Annotated in this window: 17 protein-coding genes; 8 read left to right on the forward strand and 9 right to left on the reverse strand. The window is 64.1% G+C overall.

Annotated features, from left to right (window positions below; translation table 11 throughout):
- Positions 1-139: 139 nt before the first annotated feature.
- The 8 genes from NKI15_RS02365 to speB all read right to left on the reverse strand — a co-directional run bounded on the left by NKI15_RS02365 (position 140) and on the right by speB (position 7,327).
- On the reverse strand, positions 140-943 hold the full coding sequence (locus NKI15_RS02365; protein ID WP_023671272.1) for an ABC transporter permease: 804 nt from the start codon (positions 941-943) through the stop codon (positions 140-142).
- Positions 940-1,794 carry an ABC transporter permease gene (locus NKI15_RS02370; RefSeq protein WP_352515097.1) on the reverse strand — a complete coding sequence of 285 codons (855 nt, stop codon included), beginning with the start codon at positions 1,792-1,794 and terminating at the stop codon, positions 940-942. Before NKI15_RS02370 ends, NKI15_RS02365 begins: the two co-directional genes overlap by 4 nt.
- Positions 1,791-2,828 (reverse strand): ABC transporter ATP-binding protein, encoded by a 1,038-nt coding sequence (locus NKI15_RS02375; RefSeq protein WP_023671274.1) that lies wholly within the window; start codon positions 2,826-2,828, stop codon positions 1,791-1,793. The genes NKI15_RS02370 and NKI15_RS02375 overlap by 4 nt, the downstream gene beginning before the upstream one ends.
- Before the next feature lie 95 nt (positions 2,829-2,923).
- Positions 2,924-4,012, reverse strand: a complete 1,089-nt coding sequence (locus NKI15_RS02380; protein ID WP_502898662.1) for an ABC transporter substrate-binding protein — start codon at positions 4,010-4,012, stop codon at positions 2,924-2,926.
- Between the two features lie 68 nt (positions 4,013-4,080).
- Positions 4,081-4,728, reverse strand: a complete 648-nt coding sequence (locus NKI15_RS02385) for an amino acid ABC transporter permease (RefSeq protein WP_023671276.1) — start codon at positions 4,726-4,728, stop codon at positions 4,081-4,083.
- The gene (locus NKI15_RS02390) at positions 4,725-5,381 is read right to left on the reverse strand and encodes an amino acid ABC transporter permease (RefSeq protein ID WP_023683571.1); all 657 of its coding nucleotides are present in this window, start codon (positions 5,379-5,381) and stop codon (positions 4,725-4,727) included. The genes NKI15_RS02385 and NKI15_RS02390 overlap by 4 nt, the downstream gene beginning before the upstream one ends.
- A 6-nt stretch (positions 5,382-5,387) precedes the next feature.
- On the reverse strand, positions 5,388-6,182 hold the full coding sequence (locus tag NKI15_RS02395; protein WP_352515096.1) for a transporter substrate-binding domain-containing protein: 795 nt from the start codon (positions 6,180-6,182) through the stop codon (positions 5,388-5,390).
- Between the two features lie 83 nt (positions 6,183-6,265).
- Positions 6,266-7,327: an agmatinase gene (speB, locus tag NKI15_RS02400; protein ID WP_023695895.1), complete on the reverse strand. Its 1,062-nt coding sequence runs from the start codon at positions 7,325-7,327 to the stop codon at positions 6,266-6,268.
- A gap of 207 nt (positions 7,328-7,534) precedes the next feature.
- Between speB and gcvA the strand changes: the two genes are divergently transcribed.
- From gcvA to NKI15_RS02440, 8 genes are all read left to right on the forward strand, one after another.
- Positions 7,535-8,503: a transcriptional regulator GcvA gene (gcvA, locus tag NKI15_RS02405; RefSeq protein ID WP_023671280.1), complete on the forward strand. Its 969-nt coding sequence runs from the start codon at positions 7,535-7,537 to the stop codon at positions 8,501-8,503.
- A 170-nt stretch (positions 8,504-8,673) separates the two neighbouring features.
- The gene (gene pncB / locus NKI15_RS02410) at positions 8,674-9,978 is read left to right on the forward strand and encodes a nicotinate phosphoribosyltransferase (RefSeq protein ID WP_023739694.1); all 1,305 of its coding nucleotides are present in this window, start codon (positions 8,674-8,676) and stop codon (positions 9,976-9,978) included.
- A gap of 191 nt (positions 9,979-10,169) precedes the next feature.
- Positions 10,170-11,612 (forward strand): hypothetical protein, encoded by a 1,443-nt coding sequence (locus NKI15_RS02415; RefSeq protein WP_023739693.1) that lies wholly within the window; start codon positions 10,170-10,172, stop codon positions 11,610-11,612.
- 152 nt (positions 11,613-11,764) lie between these two features.
- A complete protein-coding gene (locus NKI15_RS02420) occupies positions 11,765-13,069 on the forward strand; it encodes an ABC transporter substrate-binding protein (protein ID WP_023832554.1) in 1,305 nt (434 codons plus the stop codon).
- A 160-nt stretch (positions 13,070-13,229) separates the two neighbouring features.
- Entirely contained in the window at positions 13,230-14,111 is an 882-nt protein-coding gene (locus NKI15_RS02425; protein WP_027049173.1) for a branched-chain amino acid ABC transporter permease, read from the forward strand.
- The gene (locus NKI15_RS02430; protein WP_352515095.1) at positions 14,108-15,070 is read left to right on the forward strand and encodes a branched-chain amino acid ABC transporter permease; all 963 of its coding nucleotides are present in this window, start codon (positions 14,108-14,110) and stop codon (positions 15,068-15,070) included. The genes NKI15_RS02425 and NKI15_RS02430 overlap by 4 nt, the downstream gene beginning before the upstream one ends.
- Positions 15,067-15,792 (forward strand): ABC transporter ATP-binding protein, encoded by a 726-nt coding sequence (locus NKI15_RS02435; protein WP_352515094.1) that lies wholly within the window; start codon positions 15,067-15,069, stop codon positions 15,790-15,792. Before NKI15_RS02430 ends, NKI15_RS02435 begins: the two co-directional genes overlap by 4 nt.
- A complete protein-coding gene (locus NKI15_RS02440) occupies positions 15,789-16,526 on the forward strand; it encodes an ABC transporter ATP-binding protein (protein WP_352515093.1) in 738 nt (245 codons plus the stop codon). The genes NKI15_RS02435 and NKI15_RS02440 overlap by 4 nt, the downstream gene beginning before the upstream one ends.
- Here the strand turns inward: NKI15_RS02440 and NKI15_RS02445 are convergent, their stop codons facing one another.
- Positions 16,527-17,894, reverse strand: coding sequence for a sodium:proton antiporter (locus tag NKI15_RS02445; protein ID WP_352515092.1), 1,368 nt, complete (start codon positions 17,892-17,894; stop codon positions 16,527-16,529).
- Between the last annotated feature and the right edge of the window lie 19 nt (positions 17,895-17,913).

Below are 17,913 nucleotides of genomic sequence, written 5' to 3' on the forward strand. Positions count from 1 at the left end.
TCACCCCTGAGTCCGAGATGAGGCGCGAAGCTGCCGCCTGCGCGAGTGCATAGGGTGCACTCAGCACCTTCATGGCATTGGTGGTCTGAGCAGCGATCGAGGGGTGTTGTACTGGTGCTGTTACTTAGAATGAATGCGCTCAGCTCCCATCCGACGACATCGCCCCGAGCAGCCTGCGTATATCGCCGAACCTGGCGATCGAGCCGAACACCAGTGCCGCCACCGCGACGAAGAACACCGACACCGAAGCCATGGTCGGCGTGTAGCCGTAGCGCAGCGCGTTGAAGATCTTGATCGGCAGCGTCTCGGTGGTGAAGCCGATCGTCATATAGGCGACGATGTATTCGTTGAGCGACAAGACGAAGGCGAAGGCGTAACCCGAGACGAGGTAGGGCAGGATCAGCGGCAGCACCACGGTCTTCAGCACCGTGCGATCATCGGCGCCCATGGTCGCCGCAGCCTCGACCAATGAGCGGTCGATCGAGGCAAAGCCGAGCGACAGCGTCACCAGCGGCAGCGTCACGAAGAAGATAGCGTGGCTGATGATGGCGGTGAAGAACTGGCCGAACAGCCCGACCGTCGCCCAGAAGGAGAGGAAGCCGAGCGCGGTGATGACCGGCGGCAGGATGAAGGGGGCAAGCCCCAGCACCTGGAAGATGTTCGCCCATGGCGCGATGCGCCGCCACAGGAACCAAGCCAGGGGCAGCGCGACCGCCACGGCAATCGCGGCCGAGCAGACGGCCAGCGTCACCGAATGGATCAGCGCCAGCCGCCATTCCGGATCGGTGAAGATCTGGGCGTACCAGGCGAGCGAGAAGCCGACCGGCGGGAAGCTGAGCTCCTGCCGCGAATTCACCGACACGCCGGCGACGACGATCAGCGGCGCCGCCAGGAACAGCGCGACGATGGTGAAATAGACACGGCGCAGCAAGGTCGCGGTCATAGGGCGTTCTCCCTTCGTCCGACGAGCAGTGTCAATCCGACCAGCGCCAGCGAGATCAGCACCAGGAACACCGCCATTGCGGCCGCGAACGGCATGTTGGACTGGTAGATCGCCTGGTCGGTGATCAGCACCGACAGCGTCCAGTGTTGCGGCCGTCCCAGAATCTGCGGCAAAAGATACGAGCCGAGGGCGAACACGAAGACCATGATCAGTGTCGCCACAATGGTGTTGCGCAGTGCCGGCGCGACGACGGTGAAGAAGGCGCGGATCGGCGAGGCGCCGAGCGTGCGCGCTGCCTCGAGCAATGTCGGGTCGAGGCGCACGAGGGCGGGGTACAGCACCAGGATCGTATAGGGCAGCGCCTGGTAGACCATGCCGGTCAGCACCGCGCCAAAAGTCGGCAGCAGCGCCACCGGCTTGTCCATCAGCCCGATCGCCACGAACAAATTGGTGATGCCGGCGGTGCGCGAAAACAGCGTCGACCAGGCAAAGCCGATGATGACTTCCGACAGCGACAGCACCGACAGCAGGCCGACCAGCCACAGCGTCTGCACGCGGCGCGGCCGACGGGTCAAAAGGTAGGTGAAGGGGAAGGCGATGGCGACGCAGCAGACGGCGACCAGCACCGCCAGCAGCAGCGAAAAGCCGAGCACGCCGCCGAAGAACACCGACAGGAAGCGGGCGTAATTGTCGAACACGAAATCCGGCGTGTAAAAACCGGACGGGTTGCGCTTGAAGAAGCTGACCGCGATCATCGTCGAGAACGGCACGACGAAGAAGACGACCAGCATCAGCGCCGGAAAGAACAGCGGCGTGTAGTCGGCTATCGACTTCGGGGCTTCGCGTCTCATGCGCCGAGCACCACGCAGCTTGCCGGCGGCAATGTTACGCCGACCTTGGCGCCGACCGGCACGTCATGCCGCTCGCGCGGCGTCGTCACCGCAATGATGCTGGTGCCGCCGACGTCGACGAAGGTCTCGATGGTGCCGCCGAGATCGCGCACGAAACTCACCTCGCCGGTGATGGCCGAGCCGCCGGGGCTGCCGAGATGCACATCCTCCGGGCGAACCGAAACAGACGCTTTGGTCTGACCCGCCGGCATGGCAAGGCCCGGAATGGCTGTGCCCAGAATGGTGGTGCGCCCGGTGCTGTCGATCTCGGCCGGCAGCAGATTGGTGATGCCGATGAAGTCGGCGACGAAGGCGTCGGCCGGCTTGCGGTAGATCTCGATGGGCGGCGCCGCCTGCAGGATCCTGCCGTGGCCCATGACGACGACCAGGTCGGCCATGGTCATGGCTTCGCGCTGGTCGTGGGTGACGACGATGGTGGTGATGCCCAACCGCTGCTGCAGCTGCCGCAGTTCCACCTGCATGGCCTCGCGCAGTTTGGCGTCGAGCGCCGACAGCGGCTCGTCGAGCAGGAACAGCTTTGGTGACAGCGCCAGTGCCCGGGCGATCGCCACGCGCTGGCGCTGGCCGCCCGACAGTTTGGCCACCGGGCGGTCGGCAAAGCCGGTCAGATGGATCAGGCCCAGCAACTCGTCGACGCGTTTCTTCTGCTCCTCCTTCGAGGCGCCGCGAATGCGCAGCGCATAGGCGATGTTGTCGCCGACAGAGAGATGCGGAAACAGCGCCAGCGACTGGAACACCATGCCGAGATTGCGCTTGTGCGTCGGCAAAGGCGTGATGTCCTCGCCGTCGAGCACGATGGCGCCGCTGGTCGGCTCCTCCAGCCCGGCGATCATGCGCAGCAGCGTGGTCTTGCCGCAGCCCGATGGGCCGAGCAGACACACGAACGTGCCATGCGGCACGTTGAGCTGGACATTGTCGACGGCGGCGAAGTTGCCGAATTTTTTGGTGACGGCGTTGATATCTAGTCCGGACATGCTCATCCCTCTCAGGCTGTGCGCTGGAGCAATTCCAGGAAATGGCCGCCGGAGGAAATCCGGCGGCCGATCAGTTTTCAAGCGGAACGGGCGGCTCAGCCGACGATCAGCTCGGTCCACTTCTGGTTGATCCAGTCGGCCTTCGACGTATAGAGGTCATAGCGCGGGATGATCGGATCGATATCCGACGACACCGCGGCGAACTCTTCCGGCTTGAGGTCGAGCACCTCTTTCTTCAGCGTCGGCGTGGTGCCGACCTTGCGCGACATCAGACCCTGCATCGACGGCTGGCTCATATAGTCGATGAATGCATGCGCCTCGTCGACCTTGGTCGAGGCGCGCGACAGCACCCAATTGCCGGAATCCTGGATGCCGCCTTCCTTCGGGAAGGTCGAGCGGACATGGAAGCCGTCGGCGACCGCGAGGCCGGTGACGTCGTGATAATACTGGCCCATCGGGATCTCGCCCGACTTCAGCGCCTGCTCGAACTGCGCCTCGTCGCGATACCACAGCCGGACATTCGGCTTGAGCTCGGCGAGCTTTTCGAACGCCTTGTTCAGTCCGTCCTCGGTGTCGAGCGCATTGGTGCCGCCCATGAAGGTCTTGGCTGTCACTTCGAGCAGGAACGAGTTCGAGGCAAGTGCCAGAAGGCCAAGCTTGTCCTCATTGGCCTTGTCCCACAGAGTCTCCCATGAGGTCGGCGCATCCTTGTAGACATCGGTGTTGGAGACCAGCGTGATCCACCAGGCGACGGCGCCGATGCCGGCAACGCGGCCATCCGGGTATTTGTTGATGAAGCGCGGCAACAGGTCGTTGTAGTGCTTGAACTTCGACGTATCGAGCGGCGTCCACAATTCGGTCGACTGGCCCTTCAGCGTCGAGGTCTGCGACATCATCGAAAGGTCGGCCGGCGCCTGGCCTGCCTTGGACGCCTGTTCGAGCTGCACCAGCCAGGCTTCGCCGGTCGGCTCGGCGACCGATTCCACTGCAATGCCGGTGGCCTTGGTAAAATCTGGGAAGACGTGCTCGTCGAAGGATTTCTTGAAATAGCCGCCATAGACGCCGACCTTCAGCGACTTGTCCTGCGCGCGCAGGATCGACGGCATGGCGAGCACGCCGGCTGTAGCGAGGCCCGCACCAAGCACGCCGCGCCGTGTCAGGGATTTTCCAATCAGTCTGTTCATCTGGTTTCTCCTCAGTTGATGCCGTTCTATTCCGGCAGGTTCCCTTCACGCACTGTCGCCGCCTGGCGTCAGTGGGCCGCCGCTCGTTGTTCGAGCGTACGGGCGTATTGCGTCAGTGGAAAGCACATGACGAAGAAGATCAGCGCCACCAGCCCGTAGACCTTGAACGGTTCGAAGGTGGCGTTGTTGATGGCGTTGGAGGTTCTGACCAGCTCCTCGAAGCCGATGATCGAGGTCAGCGCCGTCGATTTGATCAACTGCACCAGGAAGCCGACGATCGGCGCCCTTGTGATCGAGAACGCCTGCGGCAGGATGATCAGCCTGAGCTCCTGCAGACGGTGCAGCCCAAGGCTGGCGCCAGCGTCCCACTGCCCGCGCGGCAGCGCATCGACGCCGCTGCGCCAGATCTCGGCCAGATAGGCGCTGGCGAAGAAGGTCAGGCCGAGCACCGCTGCCGTCCATGGCTCGATGCGCAGGCCGAGCATCGGCAGGCCGAAGAACATCAGGAACAGCTGCATCAACAGCGGCGTTCCCTGGAACAGGGCGATGTAGCCGGAAGCGATGCGCCGGCTCCATTTATTTTCGGCGATGCGGAAGAACAGCACGATCAGCCCTACCACCGCCCCGCCGACAAAGGCCGCCAGCGACAACAGCACCGTCCAGCGGGCGGCGAGCAGCAGATTGCGAACGATGTCCCAGAAGGTGAATTCGATCATGTGACACCTGCCCCCAACACGCGGCGCCCGCCTGTGACCAGCAGCCGGCGCAAGGCCATGGACAGGACGAGGTAGACCAGGGTCACGACGAAATAGGTTTCGAAGGACCGGAAGGTGCGGGCTTGCAGCATGTCGGCCTCATAGGTCAGCTCGCGCACGGCGATCTGCGACACCACGGCCGATTCCAGCATCATGATGACGATCTGGCTGGTCAGCGCCGGGTAGATCACCTTGAGCGCCTGCGGCAGCACGATCTTGACAAACACCTGGCGTGGCCGAAGCCCGAGTGCCAAGGCGGCTTCCGTCTGTCCGCCGGGCACGGCATCGAGGCCGGCGCCGACGATTTCAATCGTGTAGGCCGCCATGTTGAGCGTCATTGCCAGCATGGCGGCCAGGATCGGATCGAGCCTTATGCCGAGGCTGGGCAGGCCGAAGAAGATGAAGAACAGCTGCACCAGGAACGGCGTGTTGCGCATCACCTCGACATAGACCGCGATGGCGCGCTTCACGAATACCGGGCCGTTGCGCCGGCCGGCAGCGCCCAGGATGCTGAGCAGCGTGCCCACGAGCGTGGTCACGACGATCAACAGGATCGTCGTGGCCGCGCCGCGCGCGATGTCGCCCACAGCGCCTGGGAGCCAGGCAAAGGCCACGAGAACTCAATCCTTGAGGTTGTCGGGATTGAGCGGCGTCTTCAGCCAGGCCTTCGAGCTCTCATCGAGCTTGCCGTCGGCCAGCATCTTGGCAACCGCATCATTGACCGCAGTCTTCAGCCGGTCCTCTTTCTTGTTGAGGCCGATATGCGAGGGCGAGGTCAAGAGCTGGAACTTCTGCTCCGGCTTCAGCGCGTCCTGCTTGGCCAGCACCTGCGCGCCGACATCATTGCCGACCACCATCAGCTGCGTCTGGCCGGAGATGAAGGCCTGGATGACGGAGTTGTAGTTGTCGAAGCGCTTGATGTCGGCCGATGCCGGCGCCGCCTCGGTCAGCGACGTATCCTCCAGCGTGCCGCGATTTACGGCGATCGACTTGTCGGCAAGGTCTTCCTTGCCTTTGACGGAGAGCGCCGCCGGACCGATGACGGCGATGTAATAGGGCGCGTAGGCGGCGGCGAAATCGATCACCTCCTCGCGCTCCTTGGAATAGCCGACGCTCATCAGGATATCGACGCGCTTGTCGGTGAGATACGGGATGCGGTTCTGGCCGGTGACGCTGACCAGATTGAGCTTCACCTTGAGTGAATCGGCGATCGCCTGCGCGACGTCGACGTCGTAACCCTTGATGCTCATATCGGCGCTGGCCGAGGAGAAGGGCGGAAAGTCGGAGAAGATGCCGACATTGATGGCGCCGGCCTTGGTGATGTCGTCGACGGCGTCGGCATTGGCCTGGGCGGCGAAGCCGAGGCCGGCGAGCATCAGCGCGGCGGCGATGGTTGATTTCATTTGGATTGTCATTGGTATTCCCCTTCTGGAAGCTTGTTTGTTTTGGAAACGGCCGCCGGCTCCAGCGCGGCGGCCGCCTTTGCATGTGAAATCCGTCAGGCCCCCTTGCCGGTGATCGCCGGGCTGAACACCATCAGGCTCAGGATCTCGAAAAGGACCTGGGCGCCGACATGGGCGGTGTTGGTGGTCGCGTCATATTGCGGCGCCACCTCGACGACGTCGCCGCCGACGATGTTGAGGCCTTTCAAGCCGCGCAGCAGTTCGAGCACTTCGCGCGTCGTCAGGCCGCCGATTTCCGGCGTGCCGGTGCCTGGCGCGAAGGCCGGATCGACACTGTCGACGTCGAAGGAAATGTAGGTCGGGCCGTCGCCGACTATTCTGCGCGCCTTCTCGATGATGGCCGGAATGCCGAGACCCGTCACCTCTTCGGCATGCACGACCGTCATGCCGGATTCATAGGTGAACTCCCACAGATACTCCGCCGAGCCGCGGATGCCGATCTGGATGGTGCGGGTGGGGTCGAGCACGCCGTCCAGCACCGCGTTGCGGAACGGTCCGCCATGATGGAACTTGGTCATGTCGAACAGCCCGCTTGTGTCGCAATGGGCGTCGATATGGATCATGCCGACCGGCGCCTTCTTGCCGACCGCCTTCAGGATCGGATGGCTGATCGAGTGGTCGCCGCCGACCGAAAGCGGCAGCACGCCGGCATCGACGATCTGGTTGGTGCGGCGCTCGATGTCTTCGTGGCTGACCTCCAGCCGGTAGCGGCTGCGGAACGGCGTATCGCCGATGTCGGCGACGCGCAGCTCATGCGTCGGCGCGCATTCCAGCACATGATTGTAAGGGCCGATGCGCTCGATGGCGCGCAGCGCCCTTGGCCCGAAGCGCGAGCCGGGCCGGTTGGTGACGCCGAGATCCATCGGCACGCCGATGATCGCCACCTGCAAATCGCCGAAATCGGGATTGTCGGCTGCGATTTCGCGATAGGGCGCGGCGAGGAAGGTCGGGATGCCGGCATAGGGCGCGAGTCGGGTGCCGCTCTTGGAGAAGATCTTGTCGGCGACCTTGCGGAACTTCGGGTCGAACATCTCGCCGCCATGGCTCTCGCCATATTTGCGGCGCAGCGCGTCGAGCTTGCCTCTGTCATAACCCATGTCGGTCTCCTCCTGCCGGGCTGGTGCATGCGGCAGCGTCTGCAAACTGACCATTATCCGGCCGGGTCGCTGTCCCGCTGGCTGCCTGTAGATTTCACGTCATTGATGCTGTTGACCTGCCAAAGTGTCCGGCAGCCGCATTGAAAAATCAATTGATATTGTTACGGTGCTGATTGTGAGAAAATCTCACAGAGTATCCGGTTGCTCATGGCCAAGCGTCTGCCCCCCTTGAATCCCTTGCGCGCCTTCGAGGCGACGGCGCGGCATGCCTCGCTGACCAAGGCGGCGAGTGAGCTCAACGTCACCCACGGCGCGATCAGCCACCAGATCAAGGCGCTCGAGCAATCGCTCGGCGTAAAACTGTTCGAACGCACCGGACAGCGGGTAAAGCTCACCCCGCACGGCGCCGAATTGCTGCCGGCGGTCTCGACCGCCTTCGACGGCATCGCCGCCGCCACCCAGCGCATGACCAGGCCAGCCAGCGCCGGTACGCTGTCGGTCTCCTGCGTGCCGGCGCTGCTGCTTCTGTGGATGACGCCGCGGCTCGGCAGCTTCATGGCGCAATATCCTGATATCAGGTTGACGCTGATCCCGTCCAACGACCCCAAGGACATCCGCGCCCCACAGGTCGATGTCTGCGTGCTCTATGGCGACGGCAGCTGGACCGATTGCTGGATGCGCAAATGGTCGGGCCTCGAACTGTTCCCGGTGGTCAGCCCGACGCTGATCAACAACCGGCCGCTCCGCATCTGCCGGGATCTTGCTGGCCATGTCATCCTGCATGGCGATGATGGCCGCGAATGGCACACCTGGCTGGCCGCCGCCGATGGGCTCGACCTCGAACGTGGCCGCCGCCACCATCTCGGCGACGCCCGCACCGCGATCGAAGCCGCGGTGCACGGACATGGCGTGGCGCTCGGCGATTCCGTCACCGCCAGCATGCTGCTCGCCAGGGGCCTGCTGGTGGCGCCGTTCAGCCTGTCGGTGCCGGCGGTCGACGATTTCTATGTCGTCTGCCGCAACGAGATGCGTTCAGCGCCGATCGTGCAATTGTTCGTCGACTGGCTGTTCGCCGAAAAGGAACAGGCCGACAGCCGCGCCGACGCGCCGGTGGCCGGCCGCATCGGCAGCCGCCGGAAGCGTCCGGCGCTGCGGGTGGTGGGCGCCAAGAGTTGAGGCTGGACCGGGAGCGACTGCTTTTTGTCGGGCCAGCCCGGAAAGCGGGAAGCGCTTTCAAAAATTCAATGCTACTAAGCTCTTGCCCGGCAATTCCAGGAAACGAGTGCGGCGGTTTCCCGTCCGGAATTGCGTAAGACAGACGTGAGCAGCGAAGGCGACGGCAGGACATGGCAAGAACCGATATAGCGCGGCGCGTCTATAACCACACCTGGAAGCTGGACCCGATCGTCCGCAGCCTGCTCGACACCGATTTCTACAAGCTTCTGATGCTGCAGATGATCTGGGGCATGTACCCCAAGGTCGACGCCACCTTTTCGCTGATCAACCGCACCACCTCGGTGCGGCTTGCCGACGACATCGACGAAGGCGAATTGCGCGACCAGCTCGACCATGCCCGCACGCTGCGCTTCTCCAAGAAGGAGATGATCTGGCTTGGCGGTAACAATTTCTATGGCCGCAAGCAGATCTTCGAGCCGGAATTCCTCGCCTGGCTGGAAGGTTTTCGGCTGCCCGACTACGAGCTGTCCAAGCGCGACGGGCAGTACGAGCTCTCCTTCAGTGGCCCCTGGATGTACACTACGCTGTGGGAAATCCCGGCGCTGGCGATCATCAACGAGCTTCGTTCCCGCGCCGCCATGCGCGCCTTCGGTCCCTTCGCGCTTGACGTGCTCTATGCACGCGCCAAGGGGAAGATGTGGGCCAAGACCGAACGCTTGAAGGCGCTGCCCGGCATCCGCATCTCAGATTTCGGCACCCGCCGCCGCCATTCCTTCCTGTGGCAGCGCTGGTGCGTCGAGGCGCTCAAGGAAGGTATTGGCGAAGCCTTCACCGGCACCTCCAACGTGCTGCTGGCCATGGACAACGACCTCGAAGCGCTCGGCACCAACGCGCATGAATTGCCGATGGTGTTTGCCGCCCTTGCCAAGTCGGAAAAGGAATTGAAGGAATCGCCCTACAAGGTGCTGCAGGACTGGCAGCGCTACTACGGCGGCAACCTGCTGATCGTGCTGCCCGACGCTTTCGGCACCGCATCCTTCCTGCGCGACGCCCCGGACTGGGTCGCCGACTGGACCGGCTTCCGCCCCGACAGCGCGCCGCCGATCGAAGGCGGCGAAAAAATCATCGACTGGTGGCGCGAGAAGGGCAAGGACCCCAGGCAGAAGCTGCTGATCTTCTCCGACGGTCTCGAGGTCGAAACCATCGAGGAGACCTACAGGCACTTCAAGGGCAAGGTGCGCATGTCCTTCGGCTGGGGCACCAACCTCACCAACGATTTCGAAGGCTGCGCGCCGACCAAAACCAACAGCCTGGATGCGATATCGCTGGTCTGCAAGGTGACGGAGGCCAATGGCCGGCCGGCGGTGAAGCTGTCGGACAATCCGGCGAAAGCGACGGGCGACAAGAAGGAGATCGAGCGCTATCTCCGGATTTTTGGGGCGAAGGACCGCGTGGAGCAGCTGGTCAAGGTTTGAGGGTCGGCGGGTGCCTTGCTGGACGAAATGGAAATCGCGATAGCGTGAGTTCCCGCCCACCCCCCTCTGTCCTGCCGGACATCTCCCCCGCAAGGGGGGAGATTGGCAGCGTCGAGTACCGCGCCTCTTTCTTCACCCTTGAAAGTTGGCGAAAGCCCCGGCGACATCCAATCTCCCCCCTTGCGGGGGAGATGGCCGGCAGGCCAGAGGGGGGTGTGAAGGATCGCGTCAGGCTGACATATGTCGCCTGCTCCCCCACCCTCACACTCCTCCCCACCCCTGCCTTCGCCCACGCCTCCGACCGCGGCCACGTCCTCCTCCTCCCGACCGGCTACTACATCGCCGGCGGCGCGCTCGCCGTCGCCGTCAGCTTCCTCGTCCTCGCCCTGCTGCCACCCGCAACCCTCGACCGCTTCTGGCGCCGCCGCCTGCCGCTCTTCCCATTCGCCGACACCGCCCGCATAATCATCAGCCTGCTCTCCTTTGCCGGCTTCGCAACCCTCATCGCCGCCGGCCTGTTCGGCAGCCGCGACCCGCTCTCCAATCCGCTGCCGCTAACCATCTGGACGCTGCTCTGGGTCGGCCTTGCCATCGCGCAAGGCCTGTTCGGCGATCTCTGGTCGTGGCTGAATCCATGGTATGGCCCGCGGCGGATCGAAAGCCGCCTGTTCAAGTTTCGTGGCCGTGAGGGACAGGAATCGCGTTTGCCTTCATGGCTCGGCTGCTGGCCGGCCGTTATCCTGTTCTTCGCCTTCGCCTGGTTCGAGCTGATCTACCCGGCGCCCGACGACCCGGCGCGGCTTGCCTATGTCGCCGGCCTCTACTGGTTGCTTACCTTCATCGCCATGCTCGCCTTTGGCTACCGCGATTGGAGCCGGCGCGGCGAATTCCTGACGGTGTTCTTCGCTATGGTGGCGCGCTTCGCCCTTGTCGAGCGCGATGAACACGGGCGGCTCGCTCTCTGCTGGCCGGGCTCAAAACTGCTCGGCGCAGCGCCCCTGCCGGCAAGCGGCATCGCTTTCCTGCTGCTCAGCCTGTCATCGGTGTCCTTCGACGGCCTGTCGAAAACCTTCTTCTGGCTCGGCCTGTTCGGCATCAACCCGCTGGAATATCCCGGCCGCACCGCGCTCATCGGCATAAGCAGCTTTGGCCTCGTGCTGACCTTCGTCCTGCTCGCGGCGGCATTCCTGCTGGCCGTCATACTCGGCCAGCGCCTTGCCGGCAGCCGACATTCCCACGGCGAGGCCGCCGGGCTGCTGGTCTGGTCGATCGTACCGATCGCGCTCGCCTATCATGTCGCGCACTATCTGACGGCGCTGCTGGTCGACGGCCAGTATGCGATTGCCGCTTTGTCCGACCCGTTCGCGCTGGGATGGAACCTGTTCGGCGCCGCCGACATGCAGATCGAGGCCGGCATCGTCGCCGGGGCCCACTCCGCCTGGTGGCTGTGGAACCTGCAGGCCGGCATCATCATCGCCGGGCACATGCTGGCGGTGCTCGTTGCCCATGGACTGGCCTGGCGACTGCACCAGGTGCCATCGCGCGCCGCCCTCAGCCAGTTGCCGCTCACCATGCTGATGATTGCCTACACGATCTTCGGCCTGTGGTTGCTTGCCACGCCGACGGCCGGATGAGACAAGCTGATCCACATGCCTTTGCGGAAAGCCCGCTTGCAAGCTCTGTGCTTTGGTGATTTAGTTTGTACACATGCAATTTCTGCCCCTCCTGCAAGGGAGTGGCCTTGCCTCGTTACAGCCAGTCAAAACTCAAAAACAGGGGAACTGCCGTGACTGACAAGAATGGGTTTTTCGATCTCTCCAAATCCACCCTTAGCCGCCGCACCGCGCTGAAAGGTCTCGCCGCCGGCGCCGGGCTGACGCTCGCGCCCGGCTTCGTCCGCTACAGCCAGGCGCAGAGTTCGGCGCCAATCAAGATCGGCTTCCAGTCGCACCGCACCGGCATCGGCGCCGCCTATGGCCGCTGGTACGAAAAGACCAGTGCCGCCGCGGTCAAGGCGATCAACGATGCCGGCGGCATCAACGGCCGGCCGGTCGAACTGGTGATCGAGGATGACGGCACCGATCCCGGCCGTGGCGCCGAGGTGGTCGGCAAGTTCGCCACCCAGCACAAGACCGACATCGTCTTTGGCACGCTGTTCTCGCATGTCGTGATCGGCTCGGCCCCGGCCGCCGGCGAAAACAAGATCCCCTATTTCGTCGTCAGCGAAGGCCACCATGTCGCTTCGACCAAGCTCAACCGCTACGTCTTCCAGCCCGGCATCACCGATGTGAAGAGCCAGATCCAGTCGATGGCGCCATGGATCGCGGCCAATGCCGGCAAGAAGGTGACGCAGATCTTCCCCGACTTCGCCTTCGGCTACGACCATCGCGACTACCTGCCGCCGGCGCTGAAGGCGCAAGGCGCCGAGGTCATCGCCCAGATCGCCATCCCGCCGACAGAGTCATCTTTCACGAAATACTTCCCGCAGATCCCGGCCGAGACCGAAGTCATCTACCACGTCATGGTCGGCCCGGCCGTGCTCACCTTCGTCAAGGAACTCGGCGAGTTCTACGGCTCCAACCGGCCGCAGTTGTTCGGCTTCATCGATTCGCTCGAAGCCACCGACATCAACAGCCCCGGCCTCGAATTCCTGGACGGCAGCCATTTCTGGGAAGGTTCGCCGCGCTATGCGCAGGCCAATGACTCGGCCGCGCAGAAAGCCTACCGCGCCGCCGTCGGCATCGACGAAAATGGCGCTGCAGTCGGCGACCCCAAGGACGTCTCCACCGCCGCCCACATGTTCGGCTGCTGGGAGACGCTCTATGTCGTCAAGAAGGCGATGGAAGATGCCGGCTACAAGGGTCCGGAAGACCGCGCCAAGCTGGTCGAGGCGACCGAGGCTCTGACCGAATTCGCCGAAGGCCCGGAGCATCCGCAGGGCCCCAAGACCTTCAACGGCAAGATCCACCAGTGTTTTGGCATCCAGAACATCTCCAAGGTCGAAGGCGGCAAGATGAAGGTCGTCCACAAGACCAAGATCGAGGACGGGCTTTACGAGGCCGAAGGGGATTATACGACGCAGGCGCTGTGAGGCGCCTTACCCTCCCCCTTGTGGGGAGGGTCGGCACGCAAGCTTCGCACTTTTGCGAAACATGCGAGACGGGGTGGGGGTCGCGACGGCCCGTGCCCAACCCCCCACCCGACCGCTGCGCGGTCACCCTCCCCACAAGGGGAGGGTAAGGGCGCCCTGAATGCATTTCGGACCCCATCTCCTCCTCGCCGCCCTCGAAGGCCTTGTCACCTCAGCCGTGTTGGCGCTGACGGCGCTTGGGCTGTCGCTGGTGTTCGGCGTCATGCGCGTCGTCAACGTCGCCCATGGCGAGTTCTTCATGCTGGGCGCGGTGCTGGCCTGGGCGATCTCGACGGCGATACCCGGCCATCCCACGCTCGGCTTCCTGGCGGCGCTGGTGATTGCGCCGCTGATCGTCGGCGCCATTGCGCTGGTAGCCGAGCGGCTTGTGCTGCGCCGGCTCAATTACAATCCGGAAGCCACCATCGTCGCCACGATCGGCATGCTCTACATCATCCAGCAGCTGGCGTTGAGCTTCTATGGCCCGGAAGCGCGCCCGGTGGAGCCGCCCTTCAGCTACCGCATCCTTTTGCCCTGGTTCGGCTATTCCGGCTACAAGCTGTCGATCATTGCCGCTTCGGCCCTTCTGCTCATCGCCACCTGGCTGGTGCTGACGCGCACCAAGATCGGCCTCATCATGCGCGCCACCCAATATGACAGCGAGACGGCGCAGGCCTTCGGCATTCCGGTCGCCCGCGTCTATGCCGGCGTCTTCGCGCTCGGCGCCATGCTGGCGGCCATCGCCGCCGTGCTGATCGTGCCGACCAGTCAGGCGCATTATCTGATGGGACAGGACCCGCTGCTGTTGTCCTTCATCGTCGTCATCATCGGCGGCCTCGGCTCGCTGCGCGGCACCGTCGTCGCCGCCGTGCTGATCGGGCTGTCCGACGGCATCATCTCGGTGTTCTTCTCGCCGACTTTGGCCAAGATCATCGCCACGCTGCTGGTGGCCATGGTGCTGGTGTTCCGGCCGCAGGGCCTGTTCGGGCAGGCGCCGCGATGAGCGAAGCTTCGCCGGCAAAAGCCTATGCATTGCATCTCGGCGTCATCGCGCTGCTGTTCGCCCTGAGCTTCGTCCTGCCGGATTATCATCACGGCCTCGTCGCCCGCATCATGGTGCTGGCGGTGTTCGCCATGGGCTACAACATGCTGTTCGGCTATGTCGGCCTGCTCAGCCTCGGCCACGCCATGTTCTTCGCCGCCGGGCTCTATGGCGCTGGTCTCGCCGTCATCCATCTCGGCTGGAACGTGCCTTTCGCTTTCCTCGCCGGCATCGCCTGCGGCGCGCTGCTGGCACTGGTGATCGGCCTGCTGGCGCTGCGCACCACCGGCGTCGCCTTCATGATCGTTACCATGATGTTCGCGCAGGTGTTTTACCTCGTCATCCTCTATTTCGCCGCCTGGACCGGCGGCGACCAGGGTCTGGTGGTGCCGCAGCCCGCGCGGGTTCTGGCCTTCGGCGCGACATCGCTCGACCTCACCAACCCGACCGTGCGCTACATGAGCGCGCTGGCGCTGTTCTCGGTCGTGCTGCTGATCACCCTCGCCATCGTCCGCTCCCGTTATGGCCGCGTTTTGGTCGCGGTGCGCGAGAACGAGGAGCGCACGAAAATGCTGGGCTACGACACCTTCTCCAACAAGCTGATCGCCGTCGTCGTCTCCGGCACCATCTGCGCCGCCTCGGGTGCGGCCTATGCGCTGCTGTTCGGCTATGTCGGCTCGAGCTTTGCCTCGGTGCAGTATTCCATCCTGCCGCTGCTCTGGGTGCTGCTCGGCGGCGCCGCCACGACGCTGGGCGCGCTGCTCGGCACGGTGTTCATGTACTATGTCATCGACACCGCCAGCGGCTACACCTCCGCCTATCTCCTGATCGTCGGTATTGCGCTCATCCTGCTGGTGTTGTTTTTCCCCAAAGGCATTCTGGGCACCATCCGCCAGCGCTGGCTCGGGTGGCTCCCATGATGCCGTTGCTGACCACCAAAGGCCTGGCGCGCAGTTTCGGCGGCCTGCGCGCCGTCGACGGTGTCGATTTTCAGCTGATGCCGGGCGAGATCCGCGCCGTCATCGGCCCCAATGGCGCCGGCAAAACCACCTTCGTCAGCCTGGTCAGCGGCCGCATTCAGCCATCGTCCGGCATGATCGTCTTCGACGGCGCCGACATCACCAGCCAGCCGGCCTATCTCAGGGTGCGCCGGGGCATTGCCTACACCTTCCAGATCACCAGCGTCTTCGCCAACCTCTCTGCCTACGATAATGTCGCGTTGCCGGTGCAGCGCACGCTGACCGATGGCCGCTCGAAAGGTGCGGTGCGCACCGGCGTCATGGCCGCGCTGGAACGCACCGGACTTGCCGGCCGCGCCCATATGCCGGCCGGCCAGCTTTCCTACGGCCACCAGCGCCTGCTGGAAGTCGCGATGGGCCTGGCGCTTAAGCCGCGGCTTTTGATCCTCGACGAGCCGACGCAGGGGCTGGCCGACAGCGAGATCGACAATTTCATCGGACTGGTGCGCGAGATTGCCAAGAGCGCCACCGTGCTCCTGATCGAGCACAACATGCCGGTCGTCATGCAGCTGGCGGACCGCATCACCGTCTTCAACGCCGGCAGGATCCTGGCCGAAGGCACGCCCGAACAGGTTCGCGCCAACACACAGGTGCAGGAAGCCTATCTGGGAACGGCGGCATGAGCGAAGCCCCCAAAACTGATACCCACACGACTGAAGCGCTGACCATCTCCGGGCTCGACTGCTTCTATGGCGAGGTTCAGGTGCTTTACGAGCTTGATCTCGTGCTCAACAAGGGCGAGGTGCTGTGCCTGTTCGGTCGCAACGGCGCCGGCAAGACGACGGCGCTGAAAGCGACCATGGGGCTGGTTCGCTCGAGCGCCGGTTCGATCCGGCTCGCCGGCAAGGAGTTGACCGGCCTGCCGGCGCATGAGGTGCCCAAGGCCGGCGTCGCCTATGTGCCGCAAGGCAGGCGGCTGTTCGCCGAGATGACGGTGGCGGAAAACATCGAGATCGGTCTGATGGCGCGCGGCAACGGAAGAGCGACGCGCGAGAGCGTGCTCGACCTCTTCCCGTTGCTGCGCCAGCGGCTGCGGCAGCGCTCCGGCACTTTGTCCGGTGGCGAACAGCAGATGTTGGCCATGGCCCGCGCCCTTTGTCTGGAGCCGCAGGTGCTGTTGCTAGACGAGCCGACGGAGGGGCTGATGCCGTCGATGATCGCCAAGATCCGCGAGACGGTGGTGAAGCTGCGTGAGCTAGGTGTCTCCACCATTCTGGTCGAACAGCGCGTCGACGCCGTGCTGTCCGTCGCCGACCGCGTCTGCTTCATCGAGAACGGCCGCAACCGCGAGACCGTCGATGTCGAGCAATTGCGCGCCGACCCATCGGCAGTCAGGCGCTATGTCGGCGTCGGCTGATCAGCCGAAAAATAGGAACCCCGCGATCAAAAAGATCGGGATCAGCACCAGCCCCGACCATGCCATGTAGCCGAAGAAGCCCGGCATCTTCACGCCGCGATGCCGGGCTATGGCGTAGACCATGAAGTTGGGTGCATTGCCGATATAGGTGTTGGCGCCCATGAACACCGCGCCGGCCGAGATCGCGGCCAGCGTCGAGGCCGCCTCCGTCATCAGGTGCCGCGCGTCGCCGCCTGCGAGTTCGAAAAACACCAGATAGGTCGGCGCATTGTCGAGGAAGGACGACAGCCCGCCGGTCAGCCAGAAATAGGCGAGATCATTGGGCTGCCCGGTGGGTGACGTCACCAGCGCGACCAGCGGCGCCAGCGCGCCGTCATGGCCGGCGCGAAGGATGGCAATGACCGGCACGATGCAGATGAAGATGCCGGCAAACAGTTTCGCCACCTCCGCGATCGGGCCCCAGGTGAAGCCGTTGGCCTCGCGATGGCTCTTGAGTGACACGACAAGCGACAGTCCGGCGAGCCCCAGGATGATGGCATCGCGCACCAGGTTCTGCAGTTCGAGGCTGACGCCGAGGATGGAGAAAGTCACGCCCGGCTTCCACGCTGCCGACAGCAGGATGGCGGCGATGACGCCAGCCAGCAGCGGCAGATTGGCCAAGCCGCGAAGGCGCACCTTTGTATCCGGCGTCGGATCCTTGATCTTCGGCGCGCCGCCTTCACGGCGATGCAGCATGATGTCGATGGCCAGGAAGACAAGCAGCACCAGGCCGCCGGTAAACAGCGTCTCGCGCCAGAGGTTCGCCGGCGTCCAGAAGAAGTCGACGCCGCGCAGGAAGCCGACGAACAATGGCGGGTCGCCCAAGGGCGTCAGCGAGCCGCCGATGTTGGACACCAGGAAGATGAAGAAGATGGCGACATGGGCGTTGAACTGCCGGTTGTCGTTGGCGCGCAGCATCGGCCGGATCAGGATCATCGAGGCGCCGGTGGTGCCGATCACCGAGGCCAGCATTGCCCCGACGAGCAGCAGCCCGGCATTGACCAGCGGCGTGCCATGGATGTTGCCGGCCACAAGGATGCCGCCCGAAATGGTGTAGAGCGCGAACAGCAGGATAATGAACGACATGTATTCGGTGAGCAGCGTGTGCAGCACGGCTTCGCCGGCTACCGGAACGCCGAATGCAACCATCAGGGGGATGATCGCCAGCGCTGCCCAGCCGGCGGCGATCTTGCCGTAATGATGCTCCCAGACATGGTGGAACAGCAGCGGTCCGGTGGCGATCGACAGCAGCAGGCCGGCGAAAGGCAGCGCCCACCACAGCGACATGGCAGCATCGGGCAGGCCGCGGGCCTCGGCCGCGAAGGCCATTTGCGGAGACACAGCGGAA

It is taken from the genome of Mesorhizobium sp. M0862 (genome assembly GCF_040319795.1).
In the GTDB taxonomy this organism is placed as follows: Bacteria; Pseudomonadota; Alphaproteobacteria; order Rhizobiales; family Rhizobiaceae; genus Mesorhizobium.

Excerpts from the sequence above, each read along its gene's own strand:
- NKI15_RS02375 (WP_023671274.1), bottom strand. The coding sequence starts at position 2,828 with ATGTCCGGACTAGATATCAACGCCGTCACCAAAAAATTCGGCAACTTC.
- NKI15_RS02385 (WP_023671276.1), bottom strand. The coding sequence starts at position 4,728 with ATGATCGAATTCACCTTCTGGGACATCGTTCGCAATCTGCTGCTCGCC.
- NKI15_RS02395 (WP_352515096.1), bottom strand. The coding sequence starts at position 6,182 with ATGACAATCCAAATGAAATCAACCATCGCCGCCGCGCTGATGCTCGCC.
- NKI15_RS02425 (WP_027049173.1), top strand. The coding sequence starts at position 13,230 with ATGCATTTCGGACCCCATCTCCTCCTCGCCGCCCTCGAAGGCCTTGTC.
- pncB (WP_023739694.1), top strand. The coding sequence starts at position 8,674 with ATGGCAAGAACCGATATAGCGCGGCGCGTCTATAACCACACCTGGAAG.
- NKI15_RS02440 (WP_352515093.1), top strand. The coding sequence starts at position 15,789 with ATGAGCGAAGCCCCCAAAACTGATACCCACACGACTGAAGCGCTGACC.
- NKI15_RS02415 (WP_023739693.1), top strand. The coding sequence starts at position 10,170 with ATGGCCGGCAGGCCAGAGGGGGGTGTGAAGGATCGCGTCAGGCTGACA.
- NKI15_RS02370 (WP_352515097.1), bottom strand. The coding sequence starts at position 1,794 with ATGAGACGCGAAGCCCCGAAGTCGATAGCCGACTACACGCCGCTGTTC.
- NKI15_RS02445 (WP_352515092.1), bottom strand. The coding sequence starts at position 17,894 with ATGGCCTTCGCGGCCGAGGCCCGCGGCCTGCCCGATGCTGCCATGTCG.
- NKI15_RS02380 (WP_502898662.1), bottom strand. The coding sequence starts at position 4,012 with ATGAACAGACTGATTGGAAAATCCCTGACACGGCGCGGCGTGCTTGGT.
- NKI15_RS02430 (WP_352515095.1), top strand. The coding sequence starts at position 14,108 with ATGAGCGAAGCTTCGCCGGCAAAAGCCTATGCATTGCATCTCGGCGTC.
- NKI15_RS02435 (WP_352515094.1), top strand. The coding sequence starts at position 15,067 with ATGATGCCGTTGCTGACCACCAAAGGCCTGGCGCGCAGTTTCGGCGGC.
- gcvA (WP_023671280.1), top strand. The coding sequence starts at position 7,535 with ATGGCCAAGCGTCTGCCCCCCTTGAATCCCTTGCGCGCCTTCGAGGCG.
- NKI15_RS02365 (WP_023671272.1), bottom strand. The coding sequence starts at position 943 with ATGACCGCGACCTTGCTGCGCCGTGTCTATTTCACCATCGTCGCGCTG.
- speB (WP_023695895.1), bottom strand. The coding sequence starts at position 7,327 with ATGGGTTATGACAGAGGCAAGCTCGACGCGCTGCGCCGCAAATATGGC.